The 12758-nt window shown below is 72.6% G+C and carries 14 protein-coding genes; 6 read left to right on the forward strand and 8 right to left on the reverse strand.

All coding sequences use genetic code 11. The features are described from left to right. Positions 1 to 17: 17 nt before the first annotated feature. The 4 genes from OG435_RS38745 to OG435_RS38760 all read right to left on the reverse strand — a co-directional run bounded on the left by OG435_RS38745 (position 18) and on the right by OG435_RS38760 (position 4190). A complete protein-coding gene (locus tag OG435_RS38745) occupies positions 18 to 1022 on the reverse strand; it encodes a FecCD family ABC transporter permease (protein WP_430625845.1) in 1005 nt (334 codons plus the stop codon). Positions 1023 to 1123: 101 nt separating this feature from the next. Further along, positions 1124 to 2137 carry a FecCD family ABC transporter permease gene (locus tag OG435_RS38750; protein ID WP_266884452.1) on the reverse strand — a complete coding sequence of 338 codons (1014 nt, stop codon included), beginning with the start codon at positions 2135 to 2137 and terminating at the stop codon, positions 1124 to 1126. A gap of 179 nt (positions 2138 to 2316) precedes the next feature. Continuing rightward, the gene (locus OG435_RS38755) at positions 2317 to 3354 is read right to left on the reverse strand and encodes a metallophosphoesterase family protein (protein ID WP_266884454.1); all 1038 of its coding nucleotides are present in this window, start codon (positions 3352 to 3354) and stop codon (positions 2317 to 2319) included. Then, positions 3351 to 4190: a hypothetical protein gene (locus OG435_RS38760; protein ID WP_266884456.1), complete on the reverse strand. Its 840-nt coding sequence runs from the start codon at positions 4188 to 4190 to the stop codon at positions 3351 to 3353. The genes OG435_RS38755 and OG435_RS38760 overlap by 4 nt, the downstream gene beginning before the upstream one ends. 234 nt (positions 4191 to 4424) lie before the next feature. On the opposite strand from OG435_RS38760, the gene OG435_RS38765 reads away from it, so the two are divergent. The 3 genes from OG435_RS38765 to OG435_RS38775 all read left to right on the forward strand — a co-directional run bounded on the left by OG435_RS38765 (position 4425) and on the right by OG435_RS38775 (position 6211). Continuing rightward, positions 4425 to 4586 (forward strand): hypothetical protein, encoded by a 162-nt coding sequence (locus tag OG435_RS38765; RefSeq protein WP_266884458.1) that lies wholly within the window; start codon positions 4425 to 4427, stop codon positions 4584 to 4586. Between the two features lie 165 nt (positions 4587 to 4751). After that, complete coding sequence (locus OG435_RS38770; RefSeq protein WP_266884460.1) at positions 4752 to 5009, forward strand: hypothetical protein; 258 nt, start codon at positions 4752 to 4754, stop codon at positions 5007 to 5009. Between the two features lie 131 nt (positions 5010 to 5140). Beyond that, entirely contained in the window at positions 5141 to 6211 is a 1071-nt protein-coding gene (locus OG435_RS38775; RefSeq protein ID WP_266884462.1) for an alpha/beta hydrolase, read from the forward strand. Here OG435_RS38775 and OG435_RS38780 read toward each other — a convergent pair. Further along, positions 6188 to 7435 carry a cytochrome P450 family protein gene (locus tag OG435_RS38780; RefSeq protein WP_266886466.1) on the reverse strand — a complete coding sequence of 416 codons (1248 nt, stop codon included), beginning with the start codon at positions 7433 to 7435 and terminating at the stop codon, positions 6188 to 6190. The genes OG435_RS38775 and OG435_RS38780 overlap by 24 nt on opposite strands. A 151-nt stretch (positions 7436 to 7586) precedes the next feature. Between OG435_RS38780 and OG435_RS38785 the strand changes: the two genes are divergently transcribed. Beyond that, a complete protein-coding gene (locus OG435_RS38785; protein WP_266884464.1) occupies positions 7587 to 8510 on the forward strand; it encodes an SDR family oxidoreductase in 924 nt (307 codons plus the stop codon). A 13-nt stretch (positions 8511 to 8523) separates the two neighbouring features. Here the strand turns inward: OG435_RS38785 and OG435_RS38790 are convergent, their stop codons facing one another. Then, positions 8524 to 9294, reverse strand: a complete 771-nt coding sequence (locus OG435_RS38790) for a TetR/AcrR family transcriptional regulator (RefSeq protein WP_266884466.1) — start codon at positions 9292 to 9294, stop codon at positions 8524 to 8526. 128 nt (positions 9295 to 9422) lie between these two features. On the opposite strand from OG435_RS38790, the gene OG435_RS38795 reads away from it, so the two are divergent. Both OG435_RS38795 and OG435_RS38800 read left to right on the forward strand, forming a co-directional pair. Beyond that, complete coding sequence (locus OG435_RS38795) at positions 9423 to 9869, forward strand: VOC family protein (protein WP_266886468.1); 447 nt, start codon at positions 9423 to 9425, stop codon at positions 9867 to 9869. Beyond that, the gene (locus tag OG435_RS38800; RefSeq protein WP_266884468.1) at positions 9866 to 10486 is read left to right on the forward strand and encodes a DinB family protein; all 621 of its coding nucleotides are present in this window, start codon (positions 9866 to 9868) and stop codon (positions 10484 to 10486) included. Before OG435_RS38795 ends, OG435_RS38800 begins: the two co-directional genes overlap by 4 nt. Positions 10487 to 10513: 27 nt before the next feature. On the opposite strand, the gene OG435_RS38805 is transcribed toward OG435_RS38800, so the two are convergent. Both OG435_RS38805 and OG435_RS38810 read right to left on the reverse strand, forming a co-directional pair. Further along, positions 10514 to 11572 (reverse strand): enoyl-CoA hydratase/isomerase family protein, encoded by a 1059-nt coding sequence (locus OG435_RS38805; protein ID WP_266884470.1) that lies wholly within the window; start codon positions 11570 to 11572, stop codon positions 10514 to 10516. 82 nt (positions 11573 to 11654) lie between these two features. Next, a complete protein-coding gene (locus OG435_RS38810) occupies positions 11655 to 12668 on the reverse strand; it encodes a L,D-transpeptidase (RefSeq protein ID WP_266884472.1) in 1014 nt (337 codons plus the stop codon). Positions 12669 to 12758 lie beyond the last annotated feature (90 nt).

Here is a 12758-nt window from a genome sequence, read left to right on the forward strand (position 1 = left end):
GGTGCCGGCGGTACGGGTCATCCGAGGCGTCCCGTCCTGTTGGCGCGGGCCAGCAGCCACAGCAGGTACGGGGCCCCGATGAGGCTGGTGACGACTCCGACGGGGAACTGGCTCGACCAGAGCAGGTGCTGCGCGGCGAAGTCGGCGACGATCACCAGCAGGGCTCCGGTGAGCGCGGCCGGCACCAGGGCCGCCCCGGAGGTGGGGGCGAGCCGGCGGGCGATCGGCGCGGAGACGAAGGCGACGAAGGCCACGGGTCCCGCCGCAGCCGTGGCGACGCCCGCGAGGGCCACGGCGCAGCCGAGCAGGGCCAGGCGCGAGCGTGCCACGGGGGTGCCGAGGCCGGCGGCGGTGTCGTCTCCCAGACGCAGCGTCTCCAGGTCCCGGGCGGCCACGGCGGTGAGCGGCAGCAGCACCAGGAGGGCTCCGAGGAGGGGCCACAGCTGGGCCAGGGTGCTGCCGTTGAGGCTGCCGGTGAGCCAGAGGAAGGCGTTCTGGGCCGCGGTCACCTGGGAGCTGGTCAGCAGGTAGGAGGTGATGCTCGACAGGGCGGCGCCGATGCCGACTCCGACGAGGACGAAGCGTGCGCCGGAGACGTGCCCGCGACGGGCGAGCGCGTGGATGAGGGCGGCGCTGAGCAGAGCTCCGGCCAGCGCCGCCGCGGACAGCGCGAGGCCGCTGAGCGCGAACCCGAGGGAGGCCAGGACGGCCGCCGCACTCGCGCCCTGGCTGATCCCGATGACGTCGGGACTGGCGAGGGGGTTGCGCAGCAGGGCTTGGAAGAGGGCGCCGGACAGGCCGAAGGCGGCGCCCACGAGCAGACCGAGCAGGACCCGCGGCAGGCGCAGCTCGACCACGATGAAGTGGGCCCCGGGGTCCGCCGTACCGGTGAGGGCGCCGATGACGTCGCGCAGCGGTACGGCGAGGTCACCGACGCAGAGGGCCGCGCAGAAGACGGTGATGATCGCGGCCGTCAGCGCGAGCGTGACGGTGCGTCCGCGGGTGCGCCGCGCCCGGCGGATCGTACGCAGCGTGGCGGCGGCCTCGGCGCGGGAACCGGCCGGGGCGTGGGGCTCGGGGGTGTCCGTCGGGAGGGGCCGCGTCGAGAGGGGCCGGGAGGCGGTCACAGTCCGGCCGCCTTCCGTCGGCGGACCAGCAGGACGAAGGGGACGGCGCCGATGGCGGCCGTCACGATGCCGGCCTGGACCTCGCCGGGCCGGGCGATCAGGCGGCCGGTGATGTCCGCCACGAGCAGCAGCACGGGAGCCGCGAGAGCGCTGTACGGGAGGATCCAGCGGTGGTCCGGACCGGTGCACAGGCGCACGGCGTGCGGGACGACGAGGCCGAGGAAGGCGATGGGGCCGGCCACGACGGTGGCGGCCCCGCAGAGCAGGACCACGACCACCGCGCACAGGGCGCGGGTCGGGCCGACGCGCTGTCCGAGCGCCCGGGCGATGTCGTCGCCGAGGGCGAGTGCGTTCAGCCGCGATCCGAGCAGCAGCGCGACGAGGGCTCCGACGGCGATGAACGGGAGGGCCTGCCACAGGACGGCGGGGTCGCGTCCCGTCAGTGAGCCGACCTGCCAGAACCGGTACTGGTCGAAGGACTTGGAGTCGGTGAGCAGCATCGACGTGGTCAGCGAGAGCAGGGCCGCGCCGGTCGCGGCGCCGGCCAGGGTCAGCTTGACCGGGGTGGCGCCGTCGCGGCCCAGGGACCCGATGGTGAAGACGAGGAGGGAGGCGACGAGGGCTCCGAGGAACCCGAACCAGATGTAGTGCGCGGGGTCCGTCATGCCCAGGACGCTGAGGGCGAAGACGACGGCCGCGGAGGCGCCCGCGTTGACGCCGAGGATGCCCGGGTCCGCGAGCGGGTTGCGGGCGATGCCCTGCATGACCGTGCCGGCCAGGCCGAGGGCGGCTCCGGCGAGGAGCCCGGCGGCCGTGCGCGGGATCCGGACCTCCAGCAGGATCAGCTGGGCCTTGTCCGTCCGGTCGGGGTGGAGGAGCGCGGGCAGCAGGTCGGCTGCCGCGACGTGTCCGGAGCCGGTCATCAGGCTCGCCCCGACCGTGAGGAGCAGCAGGGCCGCCAGCACGACGAGGCCCAGCGACCGCAGGACCGTAGCGCGGTGTCCACGCATGCCTCACCTGCCCTTTCGCTCGGGCAGGCAGCGGCCGACCACTTTGCGTTCGAATGGAGTAAGGCGACCCTAACAATGCATTTCGGGGGCCCGTGCGGGCTTTGGTCCCTTTTTCCCGGCCGTTGTGCCCTGCCCGTTCGGCAGGCGGCAGGCGGTGGGCAGCGGGCGGTGGGCGGGGGTCAGCAGGCGGTGGGCAGGCCCTCGGCCGGGCAGACCATGGCGGCCGGGCCGGCCAGGGCCCGGGCCTCGTGGAGGAGGCCGGGGGCGGTGGCCGAGCTGAGGGTCCAGACGACGGCGCCGCCCCCGGACGGCTCCGGGACCGCGGCGAACCGGTCCTTGAGGTCGGCCTCGGCGGTGTCCCGGTGCGGGAGGTGGAGCGTCTCGTACCGCACCGGGGCGGTGTCCACGGGGAGGGTACGGATCCGGCGGCCACTGCCGGAGGAGCCCGGGGCCAGGTCGGGGCCCCGGTACTGGTCCGGGTCCGGGTCCGCGAGGGAGTCCCCGATCAGCAGCTCGGTGAATCCGCGGCCGCCGGACTCCGCGGGTCCGCGGGCGTGCGTGTTGCCCGGGTAGGCGGCGAAGGAGCCGGCGCCGGGGACCAGCCGGTGGTGGACGTGGCCCAGCGCCCAGTAGTCGTAGCCGGCGCGGGCCAGCGTCCGCGGGTCGGCCGGCGCGCAGATCCGGCGGCTCCAGGCTCCGTGCAGGCTGGTGTGCAGCAGCCCTATGTTGACGGCGCCGGGTATCGCGGGCGGGAAGCCGGCCGCGAGGTCGCGGCGTTCGTCGGGCTCCGCCACCGACTGGCCGTGGACGGTGATGCCGAGATCGGGCCAGGTCACCGACTCGGGGGCGTCGGCGCCGAGCCAGCGCACCGAGGGCGGGAGGTGCAGTTTGTGCGGCAGCGGGGACTCGGCGTCGTGGTTGCCCGAGACCACCACGGTGCGCAGGCCCGCCTCGTGGAAGGCGCCGAGCGCGTCCTGGCAGGCGGCGAGCGCCCGGGCGTCGCAGTGGCGGCGGTCGAAGACGTCCCCGGCGATGAGCACCGCGTCGTAGCCGCCCTCGACGATGCGGCGCACGGCCGCGCGCAGGGCCTCGTACGGGGCTTCGCGCCCGTCTATCGCGGGCGCCCCGGGGTAGTCCACCAGCCCGTACAGGGCGGAGCCTATGTGCAGGTCGGCCAGGTGGGCCACGCGTATCGGCGCGGCCTGGGAGGTGTTCACCGGCCGAGGATGAGGTCGGTCTTGAAGGCGTCCCGCTCCAGCAGCCAGCCCTCGGCGCGGAGCTTGCCCATCAGGTCGGAGCGCAGCTCGACCGCGTCGCGCAGGGTGCGCCCCTTGGCGGTGACCTCGGCGAACCAGGCCAGCTCGCCGGAGGCGGTCCGCAGCCGGCTGACTTGCGTCTCCATCGCGTGATCGAGCATCCGCCCAGGATAGTTGGCCTGTCTTACGGGACCGTGGAGCCGGGATGAAGCGGTGACCGACTCCGCCCAACCGGCAGGCTTCGCACCCCACTTGGCGAGCTTTCCGGGGAGGCGGTCCAGGACGAGTGCGCGGGAGGCGTCGAGCCCGGGCAGCTCGCCGGGCGCCAGGCCCGGGACCGGACGGCACTTCTTGTTGGTGAAGTCGAGGGTGGCGCGGGTGTGGCTCAGGTTGACCTGGACGGAGTAATTGCCGTCGCCCGCGCAGAAGTTGTGTCCGGAGGCCTGGTCCATGACGCGTCGCACGGCGGCCGGGTCCGCACCGTCGCCCTCGATGTCGAAGCGGGCCTTGTAGGCGAGGCGGATCCGGTTCTCGTCGTCGTGGCGCCGGATGCGGACGATCCAGCCCTGGCCGTTCAGGCTGCGCCCGGCGTCGTCCATGTACTGGGCGACCTCGAAGCGGCCGGGCGCGCCGAGCGACAGCGCGGCCGCCGCGGCGGCCGTGGGCAGGCCGTCGGCGTCGAGCACCCGGTCCGGGTCCACCAGCAACTTGACCTGGTAGCCCGCGCGCGCCGGAGTCACCGGCGAGATTCCGGACCGCACTGTGGAACGGATCCGCAGACCGGTCCCTTTCGTCATCTTCCGCGTGTTACGCATATCCCCGTCGATCATGCCGCATACGACACCAGCCCGCCCGAAAGCCCCGGAACCGCGCAGGTGAACAGGCGGTGAATCTACCCCAGGACCAAGGTCCTGACCTGCGAGGCCTCACGGCCCCCCGGTTCGGGATCTTCGCCGCACGTTCACGCCAGATAAGGATCATAGATTGTGAATGCATTCACAAGATCCCGGCAACGGACAAAGGTGCACGTCATGGCCGCTCTGCTCACCCCTCCTCACAAGATCACCACCCCTGGCGCGGCCGCCTGGGCAACCGGAGCCGAGAACGGCGGCGAGAGCGGTCCCACACTCGCCCTGCCGGCCCGCATCGCCCTCGCCGCCCTGCGCGTCCTGGTCGCCTGGACCTTCATCTGACCCTTCCTGGACAAGCTGTTCGGGCTCGGATTCAGCACTCCGTCGGCCAAGTCCGTCATCAACGGCGGCTCGCCCACCGAGGGATTCCTGCTGCACGGGACGAAGGGCCCCTTCGCGCACACCTTCGACTCGGCAGCCGGCGCCGGCTGGCTTGACGCGATCTTCATGACGGGCCTGCTCGGCATCGGCCTGGCGTTCCTGCTCGGCATCGGCACCCGCATCGCCGCCGCGTCCTGCGCGCTGATGATGGGCTTCATGTGGCTCGTCGCGATGCTGCCCGCGACCAACCCCCTCACCGACGACCACTGGATCCTCGCGGTGGCCGGGGCCGTGGTGGCCACGACCGCCGCGGGCAACCACTTCGGGCTCGGCCGGGCCTGGCGCCGGACCGCGCCGGTCCGCCGGTACCGCTTCCTCGTCTGAGGCGACTACCCGTCCGGCGGCACCGGGCCCGACACGATGCGCACCGCCCCTCCCCGGGGCGGTGCGCATCGTAGATTTGGCGTATTGTCCGGAATTCTCCATCATTCCGTCGTACGTCAGGAGCCGGCGCAGTGGAGCTGACCAGTACGTCGTTCCTCATCACGCTGATCGTCGTCACCGGACTCGCGATGCTCGCCGCGCTGCTCCTGTGGAACCGGATCCCCGGCCCCCGCTGGGTGCGCTGGCCGGCCCGGCTGCTGATGATCGGCCTGTGCCAGCTCACCGCCATCTGCGTGGTGGCCACCTGGATCAACGGGAGCTACGGCCTCTACTCCTCCTGGGACGACCTGCTGGGCACCGAAGCCGGGCAGAACGACTCCCCCATGACCGGGCCGCCGCTGGGGCGGGCCAAGTTCACCCTCGGCGGCGACGGCACCCGCACCACGTACTTCCGCGGCTCCCACTCGAAGCTCGCCGGCCAGGTGATCGTGTGGACTCCCCCGGAGTACGACGCACCGGGCGCGGACAAGACCCGGTTCCCCGTGCTGATGCTGCTGCACGGCTATCCGGGCTCGCCCCGCTCCTGGCTCGACGTCGGCGACATGCCCGGCGCGCTGGAGCAGCTCGTCCAGCTCGGCGCGGCGCACCCCTTCATCCTGGTGATCCCCGACCTGTACCCGGGCGGGGTGAACACCGACTGCACGGACACCCCGCAGCGGAAGGTGGCGAGCTGGCTCGCCGAGGACGTGCCGGATCTGGTCGCCAAGAACTTCCGCACGCTCCCCGAGCCCAAGGGGTGGGGGCTGATGGGCATCTCCACCGGGGCGTTCTGCGCCGCCAAACTGCCGCTCCAGTACCCGAAGGCGTTCCGGGCGGGCGCGGCCCTGGACCCGGATCCGCTGACGGGCGACCCGGACGTGCTGTCCGATCCGGTGCTGCGCGAGCGCAACAGCCCGATGTGGCTGGTCACGCACGAGAAGAATACGGACGTCGGGCTGTTCCTCGCCACGTCCGCCCAGGACAAGGACAGCCCGCCGCAGCAGCTGGCCGACTTCACGAAGGCGGCCCGGAACTCCGGGGTCCGGGTCAAGACGCTGGTCCGCCCTCTGGGCGGACACAACTTCCAGACCTGGATCGCGATGTACCCCGACGCACTGGGGTGGCTCAGTACGGAGATCTCACCGCCGTCCGAAGCCCCGTAGGCGGACCGGCAGCGATTCGACGCTGTTGCCTACGAAGCTGCGCTGGTGCGGGAGTTCGGCTTCGGGCACGGCCAGGTCCAGGTCCGGGAAGCGGGCGAAGAGGGCTTCCAGGGCGATGGTGGCCTCCAGCCTGGCGAGCGGGGCTCCGACGCAGTAGTGGGCGCCGTGTCCGAAGGAGAGGTTGCGGGCCGCGGTGGGGCGGGTCAGGTCGAAGCGGTCGGCGTCCGAGCCGTGGAAGGCCTCGTCGCGGCCGGCCGCCGTGTAGCCGGCGAGGACCGGGGTGCCCCGCGGGATCACGGTCCCGTCGATGGTCAGATCGCGGGTCGGATAGCGGAAGGGGAACCAGCTGACCGGAGCGTCGAAGCGCAGGGTCTCGTCGACCACGTCCGACCAGGTGGCCTTCCCCTCCAGGACCAGCGCGAGCTGGTCGCGGTGGGTGCACAGGGCGCGTACGGCGTTGCTGATCAGGTTGAGCGTGGTCTCGTGGCCCGCGACCAGCATCAGCCTCATGGTGCCGGTGAGCTCGGCCTCGCTGAGCCGGTCGCCGTCGTCGTCGCGGGCGGCGATCAGCGCGCTCGTCAGGTCCTCGCCCGGATCGGCCCGGCGGGCGGCGGCGATGGTGGCGATCAGCTCGACGAGCTCGCGCAGGGCCGCCATGACCTCGGCCGGGGTCTTGTCGGTGGCGACGATGACGGTGTTGGACAGCTCGTGCAGCCGCCCCCGGTGCTCGGGGTCCACCCCGAGGAGCTCGCAGATCACGCTCATCGGGAGCGGGAGCGCGACGTGCGTGCGCAGGTCCGCCACCCCGTCCGGGGAGGCCTCGGCCGCCCGCTCCAGATCGCCGAGCAGAGCGGCCGTCAGCTCCTCGATGCGGGGGCGCAGCCGCGCGACCTGGCGGACGGTGAAGGCGTTGCCCACCAGGGAGCGCAGCCGGCGGTGGTCGGCGGCGTCGGCGGTGTGCATGCCCTGGGCGTTGGCGAAGACGCGCAGCGGCCAGTCCGGGGGGATGGTGCCGTCGTGCAGGGCGGGGAAGTGCCGGGCGTCCTTGGCCACATCGGGGTGGGCGAGGAACTCCCTCAGCGCCTCGTGACCGAGGACGACCGCTCCAGGAACTCCACCGGGCAGCACCACCTCGGCCACGGCCCCCTGGGCGCGCAGCCGCGCGTTGAGGGCGTGCGGGCAGCCGCCGGCGGGGTCGATGACGTACGGGGGCGCGGGGTCGATGGACAAACCTGTCTCCTGACAATACGAACGGATCTCAGCCAACAGTGCGGCCTCCGGGGCCGGTTGTTCAAGGCCGCACCCTCCCCGTCTCACGGATCCGCAGGCGCGCCGCACCGCCCCCGCCGCGCGCGGGCGTCGTAGGGTCGCGGTCATGACGGAGGCAGAACGGACTCTCGCAGGCAAGGTGGCCCTGGTGGCCGGGGCCACCCGTGGCGCGGGCAGGGGCATCGCGGTCGAGTTGGGTGCCCGGGGCGCGACCGTGTACGTGAGCGGGCGCAGCACCCGGGGCAGGCGCTCGGAGTACGACCGGTCCGAGACGATCGAGGAGACGGCCGAGCTGGTGACGGAGGCCGGCGGACACGGGATCGCGGTGGTGGCGGACCATCTGGTACCCGAGCAGGTCGAGGCCCTCGTCGGGCGGATCGACTCGGAGCAGGGCCGGCTCGATGTCCTGGTGAACGACATCTGGGGCGGCGAGCGGCTCTTCGAATGGGAGAGCACGGTCTGGGAACACGACCTGGACAAGGGACTGCGGCTGCTGCGGCTGGCCGTCGAGACCCACGCGGTGACCAGCCACTACGCGCTCCCCCTGCTGCTGCGCGAGCCGGGCGGACTGGTGGTGGAGATGACGGACGGCACGGCGGAGTACAACGCGAGCCGCTACCGGGTCTCCTTCTTCTACGACATCGCCAAGTCGGCGGTGCTGCGCATGGCGTTCGCGCTCGGACACGAGGTCGGCCCGCGCGGGGCGACGGCGGTGGCCCTGACCCCGGGCTGGCTCCGGTCGGAGATGATGCTGGACAACTTCGGTGTCACCGAGGCGAATTGGCGGGACGCGCTGACCACGGTCCCGCACTTCGGCATCTCGGAGACCCCGTTCTACGTCGGCCGCGCGGTCGCCGCGCTGGCCGCCGACCCGGAACTGTCGCGCTGGAACGGGCAGTCGCTCTCCAGCGGGCAGCTGGCAGGGGTCTACGGCTTCACCGACGTGGACGGCAGCCGGCCGGACGCCTGGCGGTACATGGTCGAGGTGCAGGACCCGGACCTCCCGGCGGACCCCACCGGCTACCGGTAGGGCGCGCCTGCCGTCAGTCCCGCTCCAGCAGCCGGGCGATCCCGTCGAGGACGCAGCGCAGGCCGAAGTCCCACACGGTCTCGGGGCTGTACCCGCCGACCGCGCTGCCGACCCGCCCGGCAAGGGGGTAGCGCTCCGGGTCCATGGCCCGCTCCAGCAGCGGGGCGCTGAGTTCCCACCACTCCTGGTCGCTCTGGTGCGCGTTGTGCGCGGCGGCGTCGGCGGCGGCCAGGGCCTGGGCGTGGACGAAGCCGAGGAGGTGGGTCAGGGCGGCGTCCATCTCCACGTCGGTGAGGCCGATGCCCTCGAAGGCCGCGAGCTCGTACTCGTACTTGCCGATCACGCCGGGCCCCAGCGGGGGGCGGGTGACGGACAGCTCGGCGGTCCACGGGTGACGCAGGAACAGCGCGCGGTTGTCCGCGGCGACGCGGGTGACCTTCTCCCGCCAGGACCCGTCGGGGCCCGGCCCGGCACGGTCCATGGCCAGGTACGCCGCATCCAGCATCAGGTCGAGCAGTTCGGCCTTGCCGGGCACGTAGGTGTAGAGGGTCATGGGGGTGACCCCCAGCCGTTGGGCCAGTGCCCGCATCGTCAGCGCGGCCAGCCCCGACCGCCCCTCGCTCGCCGCCTCGTCGGCCAGCGCGATCGCGCCGTCGACGACGGCGTCGACGGTCAGGCCCTGCCGGGGCCCGCGCCGCCCGCTGGGCGCCCCCTGCCCCGGCTCGCGCCACAGCAGCTCCAACGTGCGAACGGGATCGCCCGCGCCGCTCCTGTCCGTGGCCACTCCCGACCCCTTTCCGCCGCCTTCCGGCAGCCCGCTCATTTAATCTTCTACGCCGTATAGAATACTGTGTATAATGAAACTCCGAGCCACGATACCAGGAGGACCCCACGCGGATCACCGACACCGCCATCTGCCTCACCGTCGAGGACGCCACCACCTCTTCCGCCTTCCTGGCCAGGCATTTCGGATTCAAGGAAACGATGGCGGCCGACGGGTTCACCTCCCTCTCCCACCCCGACGGCCCGAACGTGATCTTCGTACGGCGCGGCCTGGAGGTGCTTCCCGAGGGCCTCCGCGAACAGCACGCCGCCGGAGTACTGCTCGCGTTCACCGTGGCCGACCTGCCCGCCGAGTACGAGCGACTGCGCGCGGAGGGCGTCCCGATCGCCATGGAGCCGCGCGTGGAGCCCTGGGGGGAGCGGGTGTTCCTGGTGGCCGACCCCAATGGTGTGATCATCGAACTGGTTGACTGGGTGGAAACCGGCGGCGGCACCGAGACCGGCGCCGAGGCCCCCACCGAGACGACCACCGCCGCGGCCACCGCCACCGCTGACGACAGGAGCGCCCTCCAGTGACCCCACCCCGTCTGATCCCCCTGCTGGCCCAGTTCGACTTCGCCCGCACCCGCCTCTCCGGCCGCCTGGCCGGGCCCGTCATGGACAGCGGCGACGGGTCGGACACCGTGGTCGACGGCCCCCTGACGGACGAGGAGTACCTCTGGGAGCCGGTACCGGACTGCTGGTCGGTGCGGCGCCGCACGGACGGGCCCGGCCCGCGGGCGACCGCACTGGCCGGCGCGGGTGACTGGGGGCGCGACGCGGCGGCCTATCCACACCCCTGGCCGCCGCCGTTCACCACGATCGCGTGGCGGCTGAGCCACCTCACCGAGATGCTCGCCCTGCGGGCCGACCACACCGCCGGGAGCCGCGCGCTGACCCGGACCGACCAGCGCGTCGAGGGCGGGGCCGCGGGAGCGCTCGCGGGCTTCGACTCCGCCGCGGCGGCCTGGCACGACGCGCTGTTGAGCGTCGACGAAGCGGCCCTGGACACCGTGGGGTACTGCACCTACCCCCACGGCAGCGACGCGGAGGAGCCGTTCGTCGACATCGCCTGGTGGGTCAACCAGGAACTGCTGCACCACGGGGCCGAGATCGCCCTGATCCGCGATCTCTACCGGGCACGGCGGCCCTGATCCGGTGTCCGCGCCCCGCGGACGGGTTCACTCCGCGGCGATCCCGGGGCCGTCTCCGGCGAGCGGGGCGAAGAAGCGGGCCACGTCCTGTTCGGTGACCTCACCGAGGGTGGCCGGGGACCAGCGCGGGCTGCGGTCCTTGTCGACCACCTGCGCCCTGATCCCCTCGACCAGGTCGGGCGAGGTCAGCGCATTGCAGGAGACCCGGAACTCCTGCTCCAGCATCGGCTCCAGCGCGCCGAGCGCGGCGGCCCGGCGCACGGACTCCAGGGTCACCTTCAGCGCGGTCGGGGACTTGCCGAGGATGGTCTCGGCGGCCTCCTTCGCCGCCGGCTCCCCGTAGCCGAGCAGCCGGTCCACGATCTCCTCGACGGTGGCGGCGGCGTAGCCGTGGTCGATCCAGTCCCGAGCCCCGGCCAGCGCCCCCGGCCCGGGCTCGGCGGCGTACCGCTCCAGCACCTCCCGGGCCGGGGCCGCGGCGAGCCCGGCGGTCAGGGCCGGCAGCCGGTCGGCGGGTACGAAGTGGTCGGCGAGCCCGCACAGCAGCGCGTCGGCGGCGTCCACCGCGGAGCCGGTGAGGGCGAGATGGGTACCGAGCAGGCCGGGGGCCCGGGCCAGCAGGTGGGTGCCGCCGACGTCCGGGACGAAGCCGATGCCTGTCTCGGGCATGGCCACGCGGGAGCGTTCGGTGACCACGCGGACGCTGCCGTGGGCGGACACGCCGACTCCGCCGCCCATGACGATGCCGTCCATGAGGGCGACGTAGGGCTTGGGGTAGCGGGCGATGTACGCGTTGAGCCGGTATTCGTCGCGCCAGAAGTCGGCGGAGGACCGCGTCCCGGCCCTGGCGTCGTCATGGATGGCCCGGATGTCACCGCCGGCGCACAAACCCCGCTCGCCCGCGCCACGGATGAGCACCTGTTCCACACCCGGATCCCGCTCCCAGCCGGTCAGCGCCTCGGTGATGCGGAGCACCATGGGGTGCGTGAGGGCGTTGAGGGCCCTGGGGCGGTTGAGGGTGATCACCCCGGCACGCCCTTCGACGGCACACAGGACGGTATCGGCGGCTTCGGCTGCGGTGTTCACACCGCCCAGTATGGACGGCACACAGAACCCGCACCGCGACGCCCACCTGGCCGACAAGATCACCGAGGCCGGGGCGGGGGGGTCAGGCGGCCTTGCTCAGCTTCTTCCAGTCGGCGTAGGTGATGCTCCAGTCCGCGTATCCGTTGCCGGGGCCGTCGACGTTCTTGATGGCTTCCTTCCCCTTGATCGTGAGCAGGTCGCCGAGGATGGTGTTGTCGAAGAGCCACTTCGAGTCGGCCGGGGTCATGCCGATGCAGCCGGCGCTGTGGTTGGTGTTGCCGACGTACTTCTGCGCCTCGGGAACGCCTTCGTGGATGTAGGCGCCGGTGTCGGTCACCCGCATCCCCCAGTTGACGATCACGTCGTAGTCCACCGGTCCGCCCACGGACGCGGAGGTCATGTGCACCTTGGGTTCCCGGGTCTTGAGGGCGTAAGTGCCCAGTCGGGACTGGCGGCCCTTGACGGGCTGTCCGCCGGAGATGGGGATGGTCTTCACCACCTTGCCGTCACGTTCGACGATGAGCCGGTGGGTGTCGAGGTCGGCGGTCAGCTGCTGGTCTCGGCCGATCTTGAACGTGCGGTCCAGGTCCCGGTCGAAGTGCGCGCCGCCGGGGTCGACCGTGGTGAGCGTGCCCTTGACCGTGACGTCCGTACCGGGCTTCCAGGGCTCCCTGGGGCGCCAGTCCAGGCGGTCGTGGCCCGAGGGCGTGGTGACCCAGCCCCAGGAACCCTCGGTCGGGTTCGACGCGGTGACCGTCAGCGCCTTCTCCACCGCGGCCTTGTCCTTGACCGGCTTCTCGAACTGCAGGGACACCGGCTGACCGGTGCCCACCGTCTTCCCCGCACCCGGAATCAGGTCGAAGTCCAGCACGGCTCCGGTGGTCACCTTCGGCGGAACGGCCGCCTGCGACGCCGCCGCGTGCACACCCGCCACGTCGGCGGACACCTTCGCGTCGTCCGCCCGGCCCGTGTCCCCGCCGGATCCGCAGGCCGTGAGGAGCAACAACCCGGCGACGGCGGCGAACAGCGGGACCGCGGGGCGACCGCGGCCCGGGGCGGAAGCGGCCGGGGTTGCCTGGGGGCGAACACGCATCATGGGGGACGGCTCTTCTCTGGAAAGGGCTGGTACAGCAGTGAGGACGGCTGCCCGCAGACGGCCGGTTCTCATCTGCTGATGACCGTTGTG

This window comes from Streptomyces sp. NBC_01264 (assembly GCF_026340675.1).
In the GTDB taxonomy this organism is placed as follows: Bacteria; Actinomycetota; Actinomycetes; order Streptomycetales; family Streptomycetaceae; genus Streptomyces.